A 21,543-nucleotide genomic window follows, 5' to 3' on the forward strand; every position below is an offset into this window, starting at 1 on the left:
TGCAGTCACATTGGCCGGAAGACTGTTTCGAGAAGACCAGCGCAGCCGGTGTGGGCTCACCAGTCTCAATGAGGAGGAACGATGGGTCACGAAGCCCAAGAAACGGACGCCGCGGCGGCCGTGGACTTCAAAGAAGTCCAGTCGACGGAGCGGTTCCAGGAACTTCGCAAACGTCACCGCAGCTTTGTCTTTCCGATGGCCATTGCGTTTTTGCTCTGGTACTTCGCTTATGTTCTGCTGGCCGACTACGCCGTGGGCTTTATGTCCACCAAGGTCTGGGGCAACATCAACGTCGGCCTGATCATGGGCCTGCTGCAGTTCGTGTCCACGTTCGCCATCACAGGCTGGTACGTCAGCTACTCCAACCGGAAGCTTGACCCGATCGCCGCCGAAATCCGCCACGAAATCGAAGGCCACGAATTCGACAAGCACGGCAACCAGATCAGCGGGGTAGAGAAATGACGTTTATGGTTCCCGCAGTGATCGTTGCGGATCTCAAGGACACCACGCTGCTGAACATGGGCATCTTCGCCCTGTTCGTGGCGATCACGATGATCATCGTGGTCAAGGCAAGCAAGAACAACAAGACGGCCGCCGACTACTACGCCGCCGGACGGTCCTTCACCGGATCTCAGAACGGCACCGCCATCGCAGGCGACTACCTCTCGGCGGCCTCGTTCCTGGGGATCACCGGCGCCATCGCCATCAACGGCTACGACGGCTTTATGTACTCCATCGGCTTCCTTGTTGCCTGGCTGGTCGCCCTGCTGCTCGTGGCTGAACTGCTGCGCAACACCGGCAAGTTCACCATGGCCGATGTCCTCTCCTTCCGGCTCAAGCAGCGCCCCGTGCGCATCGCGGCGGCCATCTCCACCCTGGTGGTCTGTTTCTTCTACCTCCTGGCCCAGATGGCCGGAGCGGGCACCCTGATCTCCCTGCTCCTGGGCATCAGCGACTGGGGCGGACAGGCCCTGGTGATCATCGTCGTCGGCGCGCTGATGATCATGTATGTACTGATCGGCGGCATGAAGGGCACCACCTGGGTCCAGATCATCAAGGCCGTGCTACTGATTGCGGGAGCAGCCGTGATGACCCTCTGGGTCCTCGCCATCTACGGCTTCAACCTTTCCTCCCTGCTGGGAGGCGCGGTGGAAGCCTCCGGCAACCAGAACCTCCTTAACCCGGGCCTGCAGTACGGCAAGTCTGAAACCTCCAAGATCGACTTCATGTCCCTGGCGCTGGCCCTCGTGCTCGGCACCGCGGCCCTGCCCCACGTCCTGATGCGCTTCTACACGGTCCCCACCGCCAAGGAAGCCCGCAAGTCCGTGGTCTGGTCCATCTGGCTGATCGGCCTGTTCTACCTGTTCACCCTGGTTCTGGGCTTCGGTGCCGCGGCGCTGGTGGGCGCTGAAACGATCAAGGGTGCCCCGGGCGGCGTCAACTCCGCCGCACCGCTGCTGGCGTTCCACCTCGGTGGGCCGCTGCTACTCGGCTTCATCTCGGCGGTGGCCTTCGCCACCATCCTGGCAGTCGTCGCCGGACTGACGATCACCGCGGCGGCATCGTTCGCCCACGACATCTATGCCAGCGTTATTGCCAAGGGCAAGGCCGACGCCGCCACCGAGGTCAAGGTGGCGCGGCGCACCGTGGTCGTCATCGGCCTGCTGGCCATCGTCGGCGGCATCTTCGCCAACGGCCAGAACGTGGCGTTCCTGGTGGCGCTTGCCTTCGCGGTGGCGGCCTCGGCCAACCTGCCGACCATTCTGTACTCGCTGTTCTGGCGCAAGTTCACCACCCAGGGCGCCATCTGGAGCATGTACGGCGGGCTCGGCTCCGCGATCATCCTGATCGCGCTGTCCCCGGTGGTCTCGGGTGCCAAGACGTCCATGATCCCGGGCGCCAACTTTGCAATCTTCCCGCTCAGCAACCCCGGCATCGTCTCCATCCCGCTCGCGTTCTTCCTGGGCTGGCTCGGTTCGGTGCTGGACAAGAAGCTGGAAGACACCACCAAGCAGGCCGAAATGGAAGTCCGTTCCCTCACGGGTGTGGGTGCCGAGAAGGCCACCGACCACTAAGTACCGAAGTGCCGGCGCAGTCAGCCGGCGAAACGACAGGAGCTCCCGTGCCAGTGCGCGGGAGCTCCTGCCGTTTGTCCGGCGGCCACCGCTCCCTCCCGCGGTTCGCGGCGCCGTCGGGCGGGCAGCGTTGGCGCCGTCGGGCGGTCAGCGTTCCGCGGAGCCCCGCTCGAGCAGCGGCTGGATCCTGAACGGGATGAGCTCACCCATGGCCAGGGCGGTGTCCGTCCGGTCCACGCCGTTACAGGACAGGATCTTGCCGTTGATCCGGAAGAGGTCCTCGGCGTCGAGCGCCACCACCCGGAGAAGAAGGTCCGCCGAGCCCGTGAGGCCGTAGCCCTCCAGGATCTCCGGGATACCAGCCAGTTCCTCCGCCAGTTGGCCGAGTTTTTGCTGCTGGACATGCACGGAGATGAAGGCCATCAGAGGGTAGCCCAGTGCGGCCGGATTAATGCGCCGCTCAAAGGAAAGGAACACGTGTTTCTTCTCCAGCTGGGCCATCCGGGCCTGGACCGTATTCCGGGACAATCCAAGCTTTTGGGCCAGTGCCACAACAGTTCGCCGGGGGTCTCCGGCCATGGCCGAAAGCAGGCGGGTGTCAGTGCCATCCAAGGGTTGCATAATGCGCAAGATTAGCACGGCCGCTTGACCCCGGACAGTGCAGAATGCTCAACCTATTGGCGGGTGGTTGTACCCAATGGGCATTGTGAGTAGGGTCACAACTATCCGGGGCAACGGCGCCCGGGCGGCTGGCGCGCAGCGGGATCACGAGTCCTGCGAGTTCCGGTCAGACGACGTCAGAAGGTGCGGACAACTGTGTTTACCGACGACGCGGGCAAGGGCGGCATTGCCGCCGGCGGCCCCGGGAACAGTACAGAATCAAACAGGCGGACGGGCGGGGACCTCGTTCAGCTCATCACCCCCGCGGGTGAACGTGTCAGCCATCCCGAATTCGACCCCTGGGTCCAGGATGTCAGCGACGAACAGCTTGGTGCGCTCTACGAAGACATGGTGGTCATCCGCCGGATCGACACCGAGGCCACCGCCCTGCAGCGCCAGGGCGAGCTTGCCCTCTGGCCCCCGCTGCTGGGCCAGGAAGCATCCCAGATCGGCTCGGCGCGGGCCCTCCGCGACGACGATTTCGTCTTCCCCAGCTACCGCGACAACGGCGTAGCCTACTGCCGCGGGGTAAACCCGGAGGACATCGTGAAGGCCTGGCGGGGCAACGCTCTGGCCGGCTGGGACCCCTACACAGTGAATGTGGCAACGCAGCAGATTATTATCGGCGCGCAGACGCTTCATGCCACCGGCTACGCCATGGGCATCCAGAACGACGGCGCCGATTCAGTCGCCGTGGCCTACTTCGGCGACGGCGCCACGAGTGAGGGCGACGTCAACGAAGCCCTGGTTTTCGCCGCCAGCTTCCAGTCCCCGGTGATCTTCTTCTGCCAGAACAACCACTGGGCCATCTCCGAGCCCGTCCGGCTGCAGTCCCACATCCAGATCGCGGACCGCGCCGCAGGATTCGGCATCCCCAGCATGCGGGTGGACGGCAACGACGTCCTCGCCGTGATGGCTGCAACGCGCATCGCCACCGACCGTGCACGCCGCGGCGGCGGCCCCACGTTCATCGAGGCCGTCACCTACCGCATGGGTCCGCACACGACGGCGGATGACCCCACCAAATACCGCGACGCCAACGAGCTCGAGGACTGGGCTGCCAAAGACCCGATCGCCCGGCTCAAGTCGCTGCTGGAACGCAAGGGGCTGCTCACCGAAGAACTCGAGGCGGCCGTCGCAGCCAAGGCGGACGCCGTCGCCAGGGACATGCGCGCCGGCGTTATCAACATGCCAGAGCCGCAGCCGATGGACATCTTCAAGAACGTCTACAGCACGCCCAATTCCTCGCTGGACCGCCAGCAGGACCACTATTCCCGTTACCTGGCTTCCTTCGGCGATCCCGCAGAAGCCGCTTCTGAAGAAGGTGCACGCTGATGACGCAGATGACCTTTGCCCGAGCCATCAATTCGGGCCTGCGCAAGTCCCTGGAAAACGATCCCAAGGTGATCCTCATGGGAGAGGACATCGGCGCCCTCGGCGGCGTCTTCCGTGTGACCGACGGCCTGCAGAAGGACTTCGGCAAGCACCGCGTCGTGGACACCCCGCTCGCCGAATCCGGCATCATGGGCACCGCCGTCGGCCTGGCTTACCGCGGCTACCGGCCGGTGGTGGAGATCCAGTTCGACGGCTTCATCTACCCGGCGTTTGACCAGATCGTCAGCCAGCTCGCCAAGATGCACTACCGCACCCAGGGCGCCGTCAAGATGCCCATCACCATCCGCGTGCCCTTCGGCGGCGGCATCGGCTCACCTGAACACCACTCCGAATCACCCGAGGCCTACTTCACCCACACCTCGGGCCTGCGCGTGATCTCCGTGTCCAACCCGCAGGATGCCTTCACGATGATCCAGCAGGCCATCGCCTCGGATGACCCTGTGCTCTACTTCGAACCGAAGCGCCGCTACCACGACAAGGGCGACGTGGACGAGTCCCTCAGCCTCAGCGCCGCCCTGTCCATGGAGAAGGCCCGCGTGGTCACCGAAGGCAGTGACGTCACCCTCGTTGCCTATGGCCCGCTCGTGAAAACCGCCAAGGATGCCGCCCTCGCCGCCGCCGATGAAGGCGTCTCCGTCGAGGTCATCGACCTGCGCTCACTGTCCCCGCTGGACTTCGCCACCCTGGAGGCCTCGGTCCGGAAGACCGGACGGCTCGTCATCACGCATGAAGCCTCCCAGTCCGGCGGCATCGGCGCCGAAGTCGCCGCGAGCATCACTGAACGCTGTTTCTACCATCTCGAAGCCGCCCCGGTCCGGGTTACCGGTTTCGACGTCCCGTACCCCAACTCAAAGCTCGAATTGCACCACCTGCCGGGTCTGGACCGGATCCTGGACGGCGTCGACCGTGCCCTGGGCCGTCCCAACTCCCTGAGCGGGCTGGAAGGATGACCGCCACCATGATCAAGGAATTCAGGCTCCCGGACCTCGGTGAGGGTCTCACTGAATCGGAAATCGTCGCGTGGAAGGTCGCGGTGGGGGACACCGTCGCGCTCAACCAGATCATCGCGGAGGTGGAGACGGCCAAGGCCGTCGTCGAGCTTCCCTCGCCGTTCGCCGGCGTGATCACCGCGCTGCACGAACAGCCGGGCACCGTCGTGGAGGTCGGCAAGCCCATTGTTTCCTTCGAGGTTGAGGGCGACGACGGCGGCTCCGGGGAGCCGGCTGCCAAGCGCGAACCCAACCTCGTCGGGTACGGCGCCGTCCTGGAAGGCTCCGGCCGTCCGGCCCGCCGGGCCCGCAGCTTTGCGGCCCCGGTGCTTGAGCGCGTCGAAACCGCCCCGGTGGTTCAGGCCGCCCCGGTGGTCGAGCCGGTCGAGGCCCCGGCGGCCGGGCCCGGCGGGATCCGTTCCGCCGAGCGCCCGCGGTCCACCCCGCCGGTCCGCAAGCTGGCCAAGGATCTCGGCGTCGACCTCGAAGCCGTCACCGGTTCAGGTGAGCACGGGCTCATCACCCGCGACGATGTGCGCAACGTTGTCGGCGTGGGAGACCTGCCGGTTGCGCCCCGGGACGTCGCCGGAACACCCGCTGCCGGTCCGGCCCCCGCGCCGGGTGCCCGGGAGACGCGGACGCCGATCAAGGGCGTGCGCAAGTTCACCGCCGCCGCCATGGTGTCCAGTGCCTTCACCGCACCGCACGTGACCGAATTCCTGACCATCGACGTCACCCCCACCATGGAACTGCTGGCCCGGCTGAAGGGTAGCCGCGCGTTTGCCGGCTACAAGCTCACGCCGCTGACCATCGTGGCCAAGGCCGTGCTGATCGCACTGCGCAACCACCCGACGCTCAACACCCGCTGGGACGAGGCGAAGCAGGAGATCGTCCAGTACAACTACGTGAACCTGGGCATTGCGGCCGCTACTCCACGCGGCCTTACCGTCCCGAACATCAAGGATGCGGACCGGATGTCCCTGATGGAGCTCTCAACGGCGCTCACCGAACTGACGGACACGGCGCGGGCCGGCAAGACCAGCCCGGCCAACCTCTCTGGCGGCACCATCTCCATCACCAACATCGGCGTGTTCGGCATCGACTCCGGCACCCCCATCCTCAACCCCGGCGAGGCCGCCATCCTGGCCCTCGGCGCGGTGCGGAAGATGCCCTGGGAGTACCGGGACGAGGTGGCGCTGCGCCAGGTCATGACGCTCAGCCTCTCCTTCGACCACCGGCTGGTCGACGGCGAACAGGGCTCGCGCTTCCTGCAGGACCTCGGCGCCATCCTGGCGGATCCGGGCATGGCACTGGCGATGGTTTAGGCGCCCCCGCACTCACTGCTGCCGGCTGTCCCTCCGATAAGGAGGGCGGCCGGCAGCCTTGTTCTGTGCGGGCGTTGTTTCCGCACAGGGTCGTTTCCGTCCGGGGGCACTTTGCGCCCAATGGTCGACGGCGGCGTCATAGTTCACGGCGTGTCCGCGCCAAAGTGCCCCCGGACTGCGCCAAAGTGCCCCCTGGTTGCGCCGGCCCCCGGGTTGCGCCGGCCCGACGGGCGAGCCGTCGAGTGTGTGGGGGCGGGGCGGCCGGCAGCCTTGTTCTGTGCGGGCGTTGTTTCCGCACAGGGTCGTTTCCGTCAGGGGGCACTTTGCGCCCAATGGTCGACGGCGGCGTCATAGTTCACGGCGTGTCCGCGCCAAAGTGCCCCCGGACTGCGCGACTCGGGGGTGCTGATGGGAGATTTCTAGGGGAGACCGGGCGTGGCTGGTGCCATCAGTGCGGCCAGGGCCATGCTCTCCAGCAGCGGGCGGGCGCGCCTGGCCGCGATCCGGCGCCCGTGGCTGCGCACCGAGTGGGGGGTGGAGTTGATCAGGCCAAACGTGGCGTGGGCGCGCATCCGCAGTTCGGCGGCCTCGGTGCCGGCGTGAAGCCCGGCCAGGACGTCGACCCAGAGCTCCACATAGTTGCGCTGCAGTGTGCGGACCTCGGCCTGGTCGTCGTCCGCAAGGTTGCTGAAGTCCTGGTCCTGGACCCGGATGACGTCGGGGTTGCTGAGGGCAAAGTCCACATGGAACTCCACCAGGCGGCGAAGGGCCGCTGCGGCGCCGTCGGACTCGGCAATAACCCGGTGGCCGCCGTCCAGCAGCTCCTGGCTGACGCTCAGCAGCAGCGCCCCGAGGACTGCCTGTTTGCCGGCGAAGTGCCGGTAGACGGCGGGGCCGCTGACGCCTGCCGCGGCGCCAAGGTCCTCAAGCGACACCCGGTTGAAGCCGTCGACGGCGAACAGCGCGGCGGCCGCGGACAGCAGCGCCTGCCGGCGGTTCTCCTTTGCCTGGCTGCGCTGGGTCGTTGGAGGCTGGGTGCCGGTCTGGCTCATCTGGCTGGGCTCGGTCACCGGCATATCCTTCGTTTCACAATTCCGCGTATTTGTATGGCCCTGTGTTGGACATCACAGTTAATAGAGACTAACCTAAAACTCAGTTATGCGGTACTAACCGAAGTGGCCGGATCGGCCACGAAGCCGGGCCCCAGCACCAAGGCCGAGAACGGAAGCAGTCAATGGAGACAATCGCCAGCCAGGTGGACGCCTCGAGCGCCGCCTTCGCCGCGAACCGCGAGGCCCAGCTGGGGCTGGCCCGCGAGCTGAAGGAACGCCTCGCCACGACGGCGCTGGGCGGGCCGGAGAAGTCCCGGGAACGCCATGTGGCCCGCGGCAAGCTCCTGCCTCGCGAACGCATCGACCAGCTGCTCGATGACGGCAGCCCGTTCCTGGAAATCGCACCGCTGGCAGCCAACGGCATGTACAACGACGATTCGCCCGGCGCCGGGGTAATTGCCGGGATCGGCCTCGTGCACGGACGCCAGGTCCTGGTCATCTCCAACGACGCCACGGTCAAGGGCGGCACCTATTACCCGATGACGGTCAAGAAGCACCTCCGGGCCCAGGAGATCGCACTGGAGAACCGGCTGCCCTGCATCTACCTCGTGGACTCCGGCGGGGCGTTCCTGCCCAAACAGGACGAGGTCTTCCCGGACAAGGAGCACTTCGGCCGGATCTTCTTCAACCAGGCCAAGATGTCCGCGGCCCGGATCCCGCAGATCGCCTCCGTCATGGGTTCCTGCACCGCCGGCGGCGCCTACGTCCCCGCGATGAGCGACGAGACCGTGATCGTCCGCAACCAGGGCACCATCTTCCTGGGCGGCCCGCCCCTGGTGAAGGCCGCGATCGGCGAGATCGTCACGGCCGAGGAACTCGGCGGCGGCGACGTGCACGCCAGGATCTCCGGCGTCACCGACCACCTGGCCGAGAACGATGAGCATGCCCTCCAGATCGTCCGCGACATCGTCTCCACCCTGCCCCGGCCGGCGGCCCCGGCCTGGGACGTGGACACCGTCGTCGAACCCCTCGCGGATACGGAAGAGCTCTACGGCGCCGTCCCCACCGATGTCAACGCCCAGTACGACGTGCGCGAGGTCATCGCCAGGCTGGTGGACGGCAGCCGCTTCCATGAGTTCAAGAAGGACTACGGCACCACCCTGGTGACGGGCTTCGCGAAGCTGCACGGCCACCCGGTGGGGATCGTGGCCAACAACGGGGTGCTCTTCAGCGAGTCCTCGCTCAAAGGCGCGCACTTCATCGAACTGTGCGACCAGCGCGGGATCCCGCTGATCTTCCTGCAGAACCTGTCCGGCTTTATGGTCGGCAAGGACTACGAGCAGGGCGGCATCGCCAAGAACGGCGCCAAGATGGTCACCGCCGTCGCCACCGCCCGGGTGCCCAAGCTGACCATTGTGATCGGCGGGTCCTTCGGCGCCGGGAACTATTCCATGTGCGGGAGGGCCTACTCGCCGCGCTTCCTGTGGATGTGGCCGGCATCCCGGATCTCGGTGATGGGCGGCAACCAGGCCTCCGGCGTGCTGGCCACCGTCAAGCGGGACCAGTACGAGGCCCGCGGGGAGGAATGGTCCGCCGCGGACGAGGAAGCGTTCAAGGCCCCGATCAAGGCCCAGTATGAGGACCAGGGCAGCCCCTACTACTCCACCGCCCGCCTCTGGGATGACGGCGTGATCGACCCCGCGGATACCCGCACCGTCCTGGGACTGGCGCTCGACGTCGTCTCCCGCACCCCGCTGCCGGAGACCTCCTTCGGCCTTTTCCGGATGTGAGCCAGCTGTGACTATTTCTTCGCCGACTACAACCTCCCCCAAGCCGCTGTTCGGCACCGTGCTCATCGCCAACCGCGGCGAGATCGCCTGCCGCGTGATCCGCACCCTGCGCGCCCTGGGTATCCGTTCGGTGGCCGTCTATTCCGACGCCGACGCCGGGGCCCGCCACGTGCGCGAGGCCGACCTCGCCGTGCGGATCGGCCCGGCCGCCGCCGCGGAGAGCTACCTCAAGATCGAGGCCATTATCCAGGCCTGCCGCGACACCGGCGCCGAGGCCGTGCACCCCGGCTACGGCTTCCTGAGCGAGAACGTGGACTTCGCCCGCGCCCTGGAGAAGGCAGGGATCACCTTCATCGGCCCCGGCGTCGAATCCCTGAACATTATGGGCGACAAGATCCGCTCCAAGAACCACGTCACCGGCTACGGCGTCCCGGTGGTCCCGGGCGTCGCCGAACCCGGGATGACGGACGCCCAGCTCATCGAGGCGTCGGCCGGCGTGGGCTTCCCGCTGCTCATCAAGCCCTCCGCGGGAGGCGGCGGCAAGGGCATGCACATCGTGGAACGCCCAGAGGATCTTGAGGCCACCCTGGTTACCGCCCGCCGGGTCGCGGCGAGTGCCTTCGGTGACGACACCTTGTTCCTGGAGCGGCTGGTCCTCACGCCGCGGCACATCGAGGTCCAGGTCCTCGCGGACAACCACGGCAACGTCATCCACCTGGGGGAGCGCGAGTGCTCGCTGCAGCGCCGCCACCAGAAGGTCATCGAGGAGGCGCCCTCCCCGCTGCTGGAGGCGATGAACGACGGCGCGGAAATCCGGGCCCGCCTCGGCGACGCCGCCTGTAATGCGGCTCGCAGTGTCAACTACAGCGGCGCCGGTACCGTGGAATTCCTCGTCTCCGACCACGCCCCGGACGAGTTCTTCTTTATGGAGATGAACACCCGCCTGCAGGTGGAGCACCCCGTCACCGAGATGGTCACCGGCGTCGACCTCGTCGAATGGCAGGTGCGCATCGCCGCCGGCGAGGAACTCACCGTCCGCCAGGACGACGTCGTGCTCACCGGGCACTCTGTGGAAGCGCGTGTCTACGCCGAGGTCCCGGAACGGAGCTTCATGCCGTCGGGAGGCGAGGTGGTGCTCCTGGACGAGCGCGGCACAATCTTCACCGGCATGGACGATCTGGATTCCTTCACTTCGCCCCTCGCTGCCGCGTCCGCCGACCCGGACATCCGGATCGATTCCTCATTGCTCAAGGGACTCGAAATCTCCAGCGCCTACGACCCCATGGTCGCCAAGGTCATCGCCTGGGGCAGGGACCGCACCGCTGCGCTGGACAAGCTGGACGCGGCCCTTGCGCGGTTCACGGCCCTGGGCATCGACACCAACGTCGAATACCTGCGCCTGTTGATCAACGACGCCGACGTCCGCGCCGGCCGCCTCGACACAGGCCTGATTGAGCGCAAGATGCCGGACTTCAGCTTCCGCCGCATCGGGGACGCCGAACTCATCGCCGCGGCCATGCCGTTCTGGGTCCTTGCCGAAGCTCCGGCAGCAGTGGGATCCCCCTGGGACACCACCAACGGCTGGCGACTGGGCGCACCCGGTCCGTGGCGGATCAGCTTCGGTGTTCCGGGCGGGGGAATCGCCACCGTGGCCGTCACCTGGCTGAGCAGCCTGGACCTGGGCCACGCCATGGTCCGGGTCAATGACGGCCCGGAACACACAGTGATCGTCATCGGACTCGCCAGCGATGACGTGTTCCTGGCGATCGACGGCGAGGAACTGCGGTTCGCACAGGGCGCCGTCTGGGAGGACTACCCGGCGGAGGGCAATCCACAGACCGTCTACGTGGGCAACGAGGGCTGGTCCTGCCGGCTTGAGGTGCTCACCCGCGAGACCAGGCTGGCACGGGTGCTCGCCGCCATCGAACGGGAAGAGGGCGCCGCGGACCCGGCCGTGCGCTCGCCGATGCCCGGGACCGTAGTGTCCGTCTCCGTCAGCAACGGCGACACCGTGGAAGCCGGCCAGGTGCTGGTCTCCGTGGAAGCCATGAAGATGGAACACCAGCTCGTGGCGCCGCTGGCAGGGACGGTGCATATCAGCGTCAGCTCCGGCGACCTCGTGAAGGCGGACCAGGTGCTCGCCACCATTCACGCCCCGGCGCCTTCCAGGGCCGAGGACACGGTCGAGGAAGCCGTCATCGCCTTGGGCGCGGCGGAGTAACACCCGAACAGCACAGCTTCAGCACCATTCCCCAGATCACAGACCCGCAGACCCGCAGACCCGATAAAGGAGTTACCCCGATGCCCAGTTTTGAACTCAGCGAGGATTACCAGGACCTCAGCGACACCGTCCGCGCATTCGCCGACGAAGTGGTGGCTCCGGTTTCCGCCAAGCACGACGAGGAACACAGCTTCCCCTACGAGGTGGTCTCCCAGATGGCCGACATGGGCCTCTTCGGCCTGCCGTTCCCGGAGGAATTCGGCGGCATGGGCGGGGACTACTTCGCCCTGGCCCTGGCGCTGGAACAGCTCGGCCGCGTGGACCAGTCCGTCGCGATCACCCTGGAGGCCGGCGTCTCCCTCGGCGCCATGCCGATCCACCGCTTCGGCAATGACGCCCAGAAGGAAGAGTGGCTGCCGCTCCTGGCCTCGGGCAAGGCGCTCGCCGGTTTCGGCCTGACGGAGCCCGAAGCCGGCTCGGATGCCGGCGGCACCAAGACCACCGCCCGCCTCGAAGTCGTCGGAGGCGAGAAGACCTGGGTCATCAACGGCAACAAGGAGTTCATCACCAACTCCGGCACCGACATCACCAGGCTCGTCACGGTCACGGCCGTGACCGGCCAGGAAGAGCGCCCGGACGGCAGCATCAAGAAGGCAATCTCCACCATCCTGGTGCCCACCAACACCCCGGGATTCAAGGCGGAGAAGGCCTACAACAAGGTCGGCTGGAATGCCTCGGACACCCACCCGCTGACGCTCAACAACGTCCACGTCCCGGAGGCCAACCTCCTCGGCACGCAGGGCCGCGGCTACGCGAACTTCCTGTCCATCCTCGATGAGGGCCGGATCGCGATCGCGGCCCTCGCCGTTGGTGCGGCCCAGGGCTGCGTGGACCAGTCGGTGAAATACGCCAAGGAGCGCAGCGCGTTCGGGCAGAACATCGGCAAGTACCAGGCCATCGCGTTCAAGATCGCCCGCATGGAAGCACGCGCCCACACGGCCCGGCTGGCCTACTACGACGCGGCCGCCCGGATGCTCGCCGGCAAGCCGTTCAAGACGCAGGCGGCCATCGCTAAGATGGTCGCAGGCGAGGCAGCCATGGACAACGCGCGGGACGCCACCCAGGTGTTCGGCGGCTATGGCTTCATCAACGAATTCACCGTGGCGCGCCACTACCGCGACTCCAAGATCCTTGAAGTCGGCGAGGGCACCACGGAGGTCCAGCTGATGCTGATCGCGCGCGAACTGGGGCTCTAACAGGCCGGAAGGATCACTGATGATCAACAAAGTTGTTGCCAGCGCTGCCGAGGCCGTCGCGGATATCCCCGCCGGCGCCTCACTCGCCGTCGGCGGGTTCGGGCTCTGCGGGATTCCGGTGGCCCTGATCGATGCCCTGCACGGGCACGGTACGAAGGACCTGGAGACCGTCAGCAACAACTGCGGGGTCGACGACTGGGGGCTGGGCATCCTGCTGCGGGACGGCCGGATCCGCCGCACCATCAGCTCCTACGTGGGGGAGAACAAGGAGTTCGCCCGGCAGTACCTCTCCGGCGAACTCGAGGTGGTCCTCACACCGCAGGGCACACTGGCCGAAAAGCTGCGGGCCGGCGGGGCGGGCATTCCCGCCTTCTACACGCCGGCCGGCGTCGGCACCCAGGTGTCCGACGGCGGACTGCCGCAGAAGTACGACGCCGACGGCAACGTCGCGATCGCCTCGGCACCGAAGGAAGTCCGGAGATTCAACGGCGCGGACTACGTTTTGGAAGAATCGCTGACGCCCGACTTCGGCCTCGTGCACGCCTGGAAAGGCGACCGGCACGGCAACCTCGTCTTCCACGCCACCGCGATGAACTTCAACCCGCTGTGCGCCATGGCCGGGAAGATCACCATCGCCGAAGTTGAGGAACTCGTGGAGCCGGGAGAGCTGGACCCGGAACACGTCCACGTGCCCGGCATCTTCGTCCAGCGCGTCGTGCTGGCGCCCGGGGCCGCGAAGCGCATCGAAAAGCGTACCGTCGCCGTGTCCGACGCCCGCCGCACAGCAACAGATCAGGCAGGAGCATAACCGTGGAAACAAACAATTCGCAGGGCGCCCCTCCCCGACCGGAAGCCGTCCGCCACGAATACCGGCGATCCGCCGTCGAACATCCCGAAATCAAGGGCTGGACCCGCAACGAACTGGCCGCCCGGGTGGCGCAGGAACTGCACAACGGCCAGTACGTCAACCTCGGCATCGGGATGCCCACGCTGATCCCCAACTACATTCCCGCCGGCATCGAGGTGGTGCTGCATTCCGAGAACGGCATCCTCGGCGTCGGGCCCTACCCGGGGGAGGACGAGGTCGATCCGGACCTGATCAACGCCGGCAAGGAAACCGTCACGGTCAACAAGGGCGCCGCCTTCTTCGATTCCGCCGCGTCGTTCGGCATGATCCGGGGCGGGCACGTGGATGTGGCCGTCCTCGGCGCGATGGAGGTGGCGCAGAACGGTGACCTGGCCAACTGGATGATCCCGGGAAAGATGGTCAAGGGCATGGGCGGCGCCATGGACCTCGTCTTCGGCGCCAAAAAGGTGATCGTGATGATGGAGCACGTGGACCGGAACGGCAGGCCGAAGATCGTGGAACAGTGCACGCTCCCGCTGACCGGCAAAGCCTGCGTGGACCGGATCATCACCGACCTCGCTGTGATCGACATCGTGACCGAGGGCGGCAAATCCCGGCTGGTGCTCCGCGAGCTGGCCCCCAACGTGTCTGTGGAGGACGTGGCCGCGGCCACCGGCGCCGAACTTTTTGAGGAAGACCAGGAACTGACGGTATGACAACCACCCCGCAGCGTGTGATTGAACCCCGCGTCATCGAACAGCGAGGCCTCTACTTCGATGAGCTCGAGGAGGACGTGGTCTACGCGCACCGTCCCGGCCGGACCGTCACGGAGACGGACAACGTCCTGTTCACCACCATGACCATGAACACCCAGGCGCTGCACCTCGACGCCGCGTGGAGCGCCGAGCAGCCCTTCGGCCAGCGGCTGATGAACTCGATGTTCACCCTCGCCACCGTGGTGGGGCAGTCCGTCCCGCAACTGACGCAGGGCACCATCATCGCCCAGCTGGGGATGACGGATGTGTCCTTCCCGCACCCGATGTACCACGGTGACACGCTGTACACGGAGACAATCGTGGCCGGGAAGCGGCTGTCCTCCTCCCGGCCGGGACAGGGCATCGTGACCATGAAGCACACCGGCCGGAACCAGCACGGCGAGGTGGTGGCCCTCGCCACGCGCAGCTGCCTGATGTGGACCCGCGGGGCGTATATGGAAGCCGCTAGCGAAGCCCGGAAAGAACGCGTGCAACAAGGGAGAAAAGACACATGAGTTTCCTGATGGGCCCTGCCCTGCTGTTCTGCCCGGCCGACCGCCCCGAGCGCTACCAGAAGGCCTCCGAGCGTTCCGATGCCGTGATCGTGGATCTCGAGGACGCCGTCGCCCCCGCCGACAAACAACGTGCCCGCGGCGCCATCCTTGCCCAGCTCGGCTCTGCAGGTGACGTCCCGGAACTGGACCCGAGCCGCACCATCATCCGGGTCAATCCGGCCGGCACCGAGGCGTTCGAGAAGGACATGCACTGCCTCAAGCACACCCCGTACCGCCACATCATGCTCGCCAAGGCCGAAAGCGCCGCCCAGCTCAGGGAGCTCGAGGGCTACAGTGTGATCGCGCTGTGCGAGACGGCGGCCGGGATCATTAGCGCCGCCGCCATTGCGGCGGAGCCCAATGTGGTGGGCCTGATGTGGGGAGCCGAGGACCTGCTCGCCTCCCTCGGCGGCACCTCCAGCCGCACCGACGACGGCGCCTATCGTGCCGTTGCGCTGCACGCCCGCTCCGCGGTGCTCCTGGCGGCCGGCGCATTCGGCAAGGAAGCCATCGATTCCGTCTACGTCAACATCCCGGACCTTGCGGGCCTGGCCGCGGAATCCCGTGACGCCGTCGCCTCGGGCTTCGGCTCCAAGGCCTGCATCCACCCGAACCAGGTGGCCGTGGTCCGCGAAGCCTACGCGCCGTCAGCGGCGGATGTTGCGGCGGCCAAAGAGCTGCTCGAGGCTGCCGCCGCGGCCGGCAGCGGAGTGTTCCAGTACAAAGGCAAGATGATCGACGGCCCCATCCTCAAGCACGCCGACGCCACCCTCCGCCGGGCCGGGCACTAGCTTCGGGAAGTTCCGGCCCCCATTTCGCTGGCGGGGCGTGTGGCTGGTGCAGAGCTGCGCCCGGTTCCGTGGTGTGGGCCGCATCGATCCGTCACGAATGGCCGCTTTGAAGGGTCCCGTAGCGGCCATGTGCGTCAGGTGGGTGCTCCGTAACGGCCATATGCGTCAGATGGATACTCCGAGGCGCGCAACCCTGTCCGGGTGTTCCACCGTGGCGGATGGACATGCTCAGCGCTGCACATGAAATCTGGACATGTTCAGCGCTTCCACAAGTACCTGTTCTCCGGCCGCCCCGCAGCACCGTAGCGGGGCGTGAGCCGGGCGAAGCCGTGGATGACCAGATATTCGAGGTAGCGCCGTGCGCTGACCCGTGAGAGTCCGAGCTGAAGGGCCATCCCGGCCGCCGAGACGTCCTCCGGGCTGGACTTGAGCGCCTCGATGACGGCATCCAGCGTGGGCCGGGACAGCCCCTTGGGCAGCCTGGCCGGGGGCCCTGCCAGAGACGCCGCCACGGTATTTGCAGCCGTGGCCCGGCGCGACGGCGCCACGAGACGGTCGATGCTGTCCTGGTCCAGCGGCCCGGCAGACCCGCCCGCAGCGAGTTCGCGGCGCAGGAGCAGGTATTCGTCGAGCCGCTCGTTCAGGGCCTGGGACGTGAAGGGCTTCACCAGATAGTGCAGTACACCGCCGGCCATGGCGCTGCGGACCGTCTCCAGTTCCCTCGACGCCGTAATGACCAGGACGTCCAGGGCCTGCTGGCGGCCGCGGAGCTGCTGGAGCACGTCCAGGCCGGACATGTCCGGAAGGTGGATGTCCAGCAGGACCAGTTCCGGCTGCAGCTGCGCCGCCAGGTCCAGGCCCTGTTGCCCGGTGTGGGCCAGGCTGACGACGTCGAAGCCGCCGCGGGCCAGCAGGAACCCATGGTGGATCCCGGCCACTGCCACGTCATCGTCAATGATGAGGGTGCGTATGGAGCTCATTGCTTTTGTAGTTCCGCCTCTTTTGTCTTCAGGGTTACGGTGAAACAGGCGCCGCCCAGTGCGGAGGGCGACACCGATGCCGCGCCGCCCCGGCGCAGGGCCACGCGCCGGACCAGGGCCAGCCCGAACCCGCGGCTGTTGATGCCTTCCGCCGCTTTGGTGGTGACTCCAGCCTCGAACACGGCCGAGCGTTCCGGCTCGGGGACGCCCGGCCCGTCGTCCTCTACCGTGATGGTGCGTTCGCCCGAGAGTGTTTCATCAAGCCGGACGGCCACAGTGCTGTCGTAGCCCGCGGCGTCCACCGCGTTGTCGATCAGGTTCCCCAGGACCGTGATGACGTCACCGGTACCGTCCGGGGTGCACACCGAATCCGGGCTCACCAGGATCTCGACGCCGCGCTCGGCGCACACCGTGGACTTGGCAATCAGGAGCGCCCGGACGTCGTAGTCGGTGATTCCTGCGGCCAGCGGGCGGTTGACGAAGGCGGCGTCGCTGTGGCTGCGGCCCAGGTATTCCACGGCCTTCGCCTGTTCGCCGAGCTCCAGGAGACCCGAGATCACGTGCAGTTTGTTGGCGAATTCGTGGGCCTGGGCCCGGAGGGCCTGCATCACGTCCAGGGCGCCGTCGCGGTCGCGGAGGACTGTGTGGAGCTCGGTACGGTCACGGAGAATGAGGACTTTGCCGACCTCCCGGCCGTCCACCTTCGCGGCGTTGACTTTCCCGAGCAGGATCCGTTCGCCGGAGAGCACCAGTTCCTCGGTGGCCGATCCGGCGGTGAGCATCCGGCGGACTCCGGGTTCCAGGCATTCGCCGGCTGGTTTTCCGATGATCTCCTCGCCCACACCCAGCAGCCGCCGGGCTTCGTCGTTGACGAGCGCGACCTTGCCCTCGGCGTCGACGGCGACCAGCCCCTCGCCCAGGCCGTGGAGCATCGCGTCGCGGGTCTCGAGCAGCGCCGCAATGTCCTCCGGCTCCAGCTTGTAGATCCGCCGCCAGACGAGCTTGGAGATGTACATCGCCCCCAGCGACCCGAGCAGCGCGGCGCCAAGAAGCCAGCCGAACAACTGCGGCAGGTCCTCGTAGAGATCCTGGGCCAGGGTGCTCTCCAGCACGCCCACCGAGGCCGAGCCGATCACTGTGCCGGCACTGTCAAAGATGGGAACCTTGACCCGCCAGGACTCACCCAGGGTTCCTGTCTGGGTGCCGACGTAGATCTCGCCGGACAGCGGCACGGAGGGATCGGTGGACACGGGCCGGCCGATTTCCGCCGGGTTCGGGTGGGATTGGCGGACACCGTTGCGGTCCGTCACCACCACATAGGTGACATTCGAGGCCTGCCGGATGACTTCGGCGATGGGCTGGATGGTCTGGGCCGGTTGCGGTGTCCCGAAGGCATTCACCACCGAGGGCAGCCGGGCCACACTTTCGGCGACTCCGATCAGCCTGCCCTTGTACGCGTCCCTGAGCTGCTGCTCCTGCATCCGGATGGTCACGGCCCCCACCGCCGTCAGGACAGCCAACACGATGCCGAGCTGCAGCGCGACCAGCTGGAAGCGTAAGGGAATCCTGTGAACCATGTCACAAGTTTCCCATCCCGGCCGCCCCTGCCACAGCCAATCCCGGGCTCCCGGCCGTGACCAATATGACCACTACTACCTCTACGGCCAAATTCTGGTCCCCGCGCCGGGCTGCTCCTAGTCTCTGGGGAGTGATTCCGATGACGTGCGTCACATTCATACAAGGAGAAACAATGACCTCCCACTCCAATTTCACGCGGACCAACTTCACCCGCCGAGCTGCGCTTGCTGCCGGTGCGGCCGGCATCGCACTGGCCATGTCGGCGTGTGCCGGCGGTGCCAGCAGCACGGCAGCAGGCCAGGGCTCGGCCGCTGATCCGATCAAGAAGCTGAGCATCATTGTTCCGGCCAACCCGGGCGGCGGCTGGGACCAGACAGGCCGTGCGATGCAGCAGGACCTGCAGTCCAACAAACTCGTCACCTCCGCCCAGGTCAGCAACATCGGCGGCGGCGGCGGCACGAACGGCCTCGCCAAGCTCGCCACCGAAAAGGACGCCAACACGCTCATGGTGATGGGTTACGTCATGGTGGGTGCCGTGGAAACCAACGCCGCCAAGACGCGGCTGGAGGACACCACCCCCATTGCGCGCCTGACCGAAGAACCGCTGGTCCTGGTGGTCCCGGCGTCGTCCAAGTACCAGTCCGTCCAGGACCTCGTGGATGACATCAAAGCCAACGGCAAGGGCGTTGCGATCACCGGCGGTTCAGCCGGCGGCGCGGACCACATCCTGGCCGGCCAGATCCTCAAGTCCCAGGGCGTCGAACCCGACAAGCTTAACTACATCGGCTACTCCGGCGGCGGCGAATCGATCGCCGCCCTGCTCGGCAACAAGGTCCAGGCCGGCATCTCCGGCGTGGGGGAGTACGCCGAGCAGGTCAAGGCCGGCAAGGTCCGGGCGCTCGCCGTCTCAGGCACCTCCGAGGCCCCGGCCCTGCCGGGCGTCAAGCCGCTGAAGGACCAGGGCATCGACGTCGTCCTGACCAACTGGCGCGGCGTTGTGGCCCCGGGTTCCATCGACGAGGCGCAGAAGGCGAAGCTGACCGAGGTCGTCACCAAGCTCCACGCCACCGAGGCCTGGAAGGCCACCCTGGCCAAGAACAACTGGGACGACGCCTTCCTTGCCGGCGACGAGTTCAAGACCTTCCTGACCGAGGACATCACCAAGGTCAAGACCACGCTGACCGAGATCGGACTGGTCAAGTAACAATGTCCACCCAAGTCAGCACGCCCGCCAAGCGGCCCACGGGGGAGATCCTCTTCGCCCTTGTGTTCGTGAGCGTGGGCGCAGCGGGCCTCCTGACGGCGGGGTCCATCCCGATCCCGCCGTCGGAGACCGGCATCGGCCCGCGGGCCTTCCCCTACATCGTGTGCACGATGCTGGTGCTCGTTGGCACCGGCATCGTCGCCCAGGTGTTCCGCGGCAAGGTGGGCCAGGCCGAGGAAAGCGAAGACCTCGATGTCACGGCCAAGACCGACTGGATGGCCCTCGCGAAACTTGTGGGCTTCGTGGTGCTCCACATCTTCCTGATCGAACCGGCCGGCTGGCCCGTTGCCGCGGCCGTGCTGTTCAGCGGGGCGGCCTGGACCCTTGAGGCTAAGCCGCTCTGGAAGGCGGTCATCATTTCCGTGGTGCTGGCGCTCGTGCTGCAGTACGTCTTCGGCGGGCTGCTGGGCGTCTCCCTGCCGCCGGGCCCGCTGCTTGAGGGGGTGCCGTTCTTCAATGGATAGCTTCATGATGCTTCTTGAGGGCTTCTCCACGGCGCTGCAGCCGGTCTACCTGCTGTACGCCCTGGGCGGCGTCTTCGTCGGCACCGCCGTCGGCGTGCTGCCCGGCATCGGTCCGGCCATGACTGTGGCGCTGCTGATGCCCATCACCTACGCGCTGGATCCTGCGGCCGCCCTGATTGTGTTCGCCGGCATCTACTACGGCGGCATGTACGGCGGCTCCACCACCTCCATCCTGCTCAACACGCCGGGCGAGTCCTCCTCGATCGTCACGGCGCTCGAGGGCAACAAGATGGCCAAGGCCGGCCGCGGCGCGGCGGCGCTGGCGACGGCGGCGATCGGCTCCTTCGTCGCCGGCACCATCGCCACGGTGCTGCTGACCTTCCTGGCGCCAGTCGTCGCGGAACTTGCCGTGGGCCTGGGACCCGTAGACTACGTGGCACTCATGATCGTGGCGTTCCTCACCGTCGGGGCCCTGCTGGGGGCCTCCGTGCTGCGCGGCCTCGCGTCGCTGGGCCTGGGGCTGTTCATCGGGATGATCGGCATCGATGACAGCACCGCGCAACAGCGCTTCACCTTCGACAACCCCACCCTGGTCGACGGCGTCGACATGGTCCTCGTGGCCGTGGGCCTCTTCGCCCTCGGGGAGGCCCTGTATGTGGCCTCGAAACTGCGGCACGGGCCGGTCGAGGTCATCCCGGTCAGCAAGGGCAAGAACGCCTGGCTGTCCAAGGAGGACTGGAAGCGGTCCTGGAAGCCCTGGCTGCGGGGCACCTTCATCGGCTTCCCCATCGGCACGGTCCCGGCGGGCGGCGCGGACGTTTCCACCTTCCTGTCCTACGCTGCGGAGCGGAAACTGGCCAAGGGCCAGAACAAGGCACAGTTCGGCAAAGGCGCCATCGAGGGCGTGGCCGGTCCGGAAGCGGCAAACAACGCCGCAGCCGCCGGCGTCCTGGTCCCGCTGCTGACGCTCGGAATTCCGACGACGGCGACCGCGGCCATGATGCTCACCGCGTTTCAGCGCTACCAGATCCAGCCCGGGCCCCTGCTCTTCGAGAACCAGGGGGCACTGGTGTGGACCCTGATCGCCTCCCTGTACGTCGGAAACCTGATGCTGCTGGTGCTGAACCTGCCGCTGGTGGGCCTGTGGGTGAAGATCCTGCAGATTCCGCGGCCCTACCTCTACGCGGGCATTTTGGTCTTCGCGGCACTGGGCGCCTTCTCGGTGAACTTCGCCGCGGCCGACGTCGGGGTCCTGCTGGTGGTCGGCATCCTGGGCTACTTCATGCGCCGCTACGGCTACCCCGTGGCGCCCCTGGTGGTGGCGATGATCCTCGGCCCGATGTTCGAAGTGCAGCTGCGGCGCTCGCTGCAGCTCTCCCAGAACGATCCCACGGCCCTGTTCTCCTCGCCGTTCGCGGTGGTTGTGTACATCTCCATGGCCCTGATCTTCGTGGGCTCCTGGTGGCTTCGCCGCCGCCAGGCCGCGTTGGAGGCAGTGCCGGTGAAGGACGAGTTGTCCGTCTAGGCAAGGATGCCCCCCTGCCTCG

Annotated in this window: 19 protein-coding genes; 15 read left to right on the forward strand and 4 right to left on the reverse strand. The window is 66.8% G+C overall.

All coding sequences use genetic code 11. From position 1 onward, the window contains the following. Window positions 1-81: 81 nt before the first annotated feature. Together ACZYZE_RS09420 and ACZYZE_RS09425 are read left to right on the forward strand one after the other, a co-directional pair. A complete protein-coding gene (locus ACZYZE_RS09420; RefSeq protein WP_463907439.1) occupies window positions 82-462 on the forward strand; it encodes a DUF485 domain-containing protein in 381 nt (126 codons plus the stop codon). Continuing rightward, entirely contained in the window at window positions 459-2,075 is a 1,617-nt protein-coding gene (locus ACZYZE_RS09425; protein WP_463907440.1) for a monocarboxylic acid transporter, read from the forward strand. The genes ACZYZE_RS09420 and ACZYZE_RS09425 overlap by 4 nt, the downstream gene beginning before the upstream one ends. 147 nt (window positions 2,076-2,222) lie before the next feature. On the opposite strand, the gene ACZYZE_RS09430 is transcribed toward ACZYZE_RS09425, so the two are convergent. Beyond that, entirely contained in the window at window positions 2,223-2,696 is a 474-nt protein-coding gene (locus ACZYZE_RS09430; RefSeq protein ID WP_459319558.1) for an Lrp/AsnC family transcriptional regulator, read from the reverse strand. 195 nt (window positions 2,697-2,891) lie between these two features. On the opposite strand from ACZYZE_RS09430, the gene pdhA reads away from it, so the two are divergent. From pdhA to ACZYZE_RS09445, 3 genes are read left to right on the forward strand one after another with little or no spacing between them, the layout of a single operon-like run. Further along, window positions 2,892-4,070: a pyruvate dehydrogenase (acetyl-transferring) E1 component subunit alpha gene (pdhA, locus tag ACZYZE_RS09435; protein WP_463907441.1), complete on the forward strand. Its 1,179-nt coding sequence runs from the start codon at window positions 2,892-2,894 to the stop codon at window positions 4,068-4,070. Further along, entirely contained in the window at window positions 4,070-5,080 is a 1,011-nt protein-coding gene (locus tag ACZYZE_RS09440; RefSeq protein WP_463907442.1) for an alpha-ketoacid dehydrogenase subunit beta, read from the forward strand. Before pdhA ends, ACZYZE_RS09440 begins: the two co-directional genes overlap by 1 nt. Then, window positions 5,077-6,444, forward strand: coding sequence for a dihydrolipoamide acetyltransferase family protein (locus tag ACZYZE_RS09445; RefSeq protein ID WP_463907443.1), 1,368 nt, complete (start codon window positions 5,077-5,079; stop codon window positions 6,442-6,444). The genes ACZYZE_RS09440 and ACZYZE_RS09445 overlap by 4 nt, the downstream gene beginning before the upstream one ends. Before the next feature lie 419 nt (window positions 6,445-6,863). Here the strand turns inward: ACZYZE_RS09445 and ACZYZE_RS09450 are convergent, their stop codons facing one another. After that, on the reverse strand, window positions 6,864-7,520 hold the full coding sequence (locus ACZYZE_RS09450) for an SACE_7040 family transcriptional regulator (RefSeq protein WP_459319554.1): 657 nt from the start codon (window positions 7,518-7,520) through the stop codon (window positions 6,864-6,866). Window positions 7,521-7,678: 158 nt separating this feature from the next. Here ACZYZE_RS09450 and ACZYZE_RS09455 point away from each other — a divergent pair, with 158 nt between their 5' ends. The 7 genes from ACZYZE_RS09455 to ACZYZE_RS09485 all read left to right on the forward strand — a co-directional run bounded on the left by ACZYZE_RS09455 (window position 7,679) and on the right by ACZYZE_RS09485 (window position 15,710). Further along, entirely contained in the window at window positions 7,679-9,286 is a 1,608-nt protein-coding gene (locus ACZYZE_RS09455; RefSeq protein WP_463907444.1) for a carboxyl transferase domain-containing protein, read from the forward strand. A gap of 7 nt (window positions 9,287-9,293) precedes the next feature. Beyond that, complete coding sequence (locus tag ACZYZE_RS09460; protein ID WP_463907445.1) at window positions 9,294-11,507, forward strand: acetyl/propionyl/methylcrotonyl-CoA carboxylase subunit alpha; 2,214 nt, start codon at window positions 9,294-9,296, stop codon at window positions 11,505-11,507. An 80-nt stretch (window positions 11,508-11,587) separates the two neighbouring features. Then, window positions 11,588-12,763: an acyl-CoA dehydrogenase family protein gene (locus ACZYZE_RS09465; RefSeq protein WP_459318637.1), complete on the forward strand. Its 1,176-nt coding sequence runs from the start codon at window positions 11,588-11,590 to the stop codon at window positions 12,761-12,763. A 19-nt stretch (window positions 12,764-12,782) separates the two neighbouring features. Next, window positions 12,783-13,571, forward strand: a complete 789-nt coding sequence (locus tag ACZYZE_RS09470) for a CoA transferase subunit A (protein WP_463907446.1) — start codon at window positions 12,783-12,785, stop codon at window positions 13,569-13,571. Window positions 13,572-13,573: 2 nt separating this feature from the next. Beyond that, a complete protein-coding gene (locus ACZYZE_RS09475; protein ID WP_463907447.1) occupies window positions 13,574-14,326 on the forward strand; it encodes a CoA transferase subunit B in 753 nt (250 codons plus the stop codon). Then, window positions 14,323-14,880: a MaoC family dehydratase gene (locus ACZYZE_RS09480; protein ID WP_459318640.1), complete on the forward strand. Its 558-nt coding sequence runs from the start codon at window positions 14,323-14,325 to the stop codon at window positions 14,878-14,880. The genes ACZYZE_RS09475 and ACZYZE_RS09480 overlap by 4 nt, the downstream gene beginning before the upstream one ends. Beyond that, on the forward strand, window positions 14,877-15,710 hold the full coding sequence (locus ACZYZE_RS09485; RefSeq protein WP_463907448.1) for an HpcH/HpaI aldolase/citrate lyase family protein: 834 nt from the start codon (window positions 14,877-14,879) through the stop codon (window positions 15,708-15,710). Before ACZYZE_RS09480 ends, ACZYZE_RS09485 begins: the two co-directional genes overlap by 4 nt. Before the next feature lie 257 nt (window positions 15,711-15,967). On the opposite strand, the gene ACZYZE_RS09490 is transcribed toward ACZYZE_RS09485, so the two are convergent. Both ACZYZE_RS09490 and ACZYZE_RS09495 read right to left on the reverse strand, forming a co-directional pair. Further along, a complete protein-coding gene (locus ACZYZE_RS09490) occupies window positions 15,968-16,690 on the reverse strand; it encodes a response regulator (RefSeq protein ID WP_463907449.1) in 723 nt (240 codons plus the stop codon). Next, complete coding sequence (locus ACZYZE_RS09495; protein ID WP_463907450.1) at window positions 16,687-18,267, reverse strand: ATP-binding protein; 1,581 nt, start codon at window positions 18,265-18,267, stop codon at window positions 16,687-16,689. The genes ACZYZE_RS09490 and ACZYZE_RS09495 overlap by 4 nt, the downstream gene beginning before the upstream one ends. 173 nt (window positions 18,268-18,440) lie before the next feature. Here ACZYZE_RS09495 and ACZYZE_RS09500 point away from each other — a divergent pair, with 173 nt between their 5' ends. Genes ACZYZE_RS09500 through ACZYZE_RS09510 form a run of 3 tightly spaced genes read left to right on the forward strand, consistent with a single transcriptional unit; the run spans window position 18,441 to window position 21,521 of the window. Beyond that, complete coding sequence (locus ACZYZE_RS09500) at window positions 18,441-19,472, forward strand: Bug family tripartite tricarboxylate transporter substrate binding protein (RefSeq protein WP_463907451.1); 1,032 nt, start codon at window positions 18,441-18,443, stop codon at window positions 19,470-19,472. 2 nt (window positions 19,473-19,474) lie between these two features. Beyond that, a complete protein-coding gene (locus tag ACZYZE_RS09505) occupies window positions 19,475-19,996 on the forward strand; it encodes a tripartite tricarboxylate transporter TctB family protein (protein WP_463907452.1) in 522 nt (173 codons plus the stop codon). After that, window positions 19,989-21,521, forward strand: a complete 1,533-nt coding sequence (locus tag ACZYZE_RS09510; RefSeq protein WP_463907453.1) for a tripartite tricarboxylate transporter permease — start codon at window positions 19,989-19,991, stop codon at window positions 21,519-21,521. The genes ACZYZE_RS09505 and ACZYZE_RS09510 overlap by 8 nt, the downstream gene beginning before the upstream one ends. Window positions 21,522-21,543 lie beyond the last annotated feature (22 nt).

This window comes from Pseudarthrobacter woesei, from assembly GCF_055412745.1.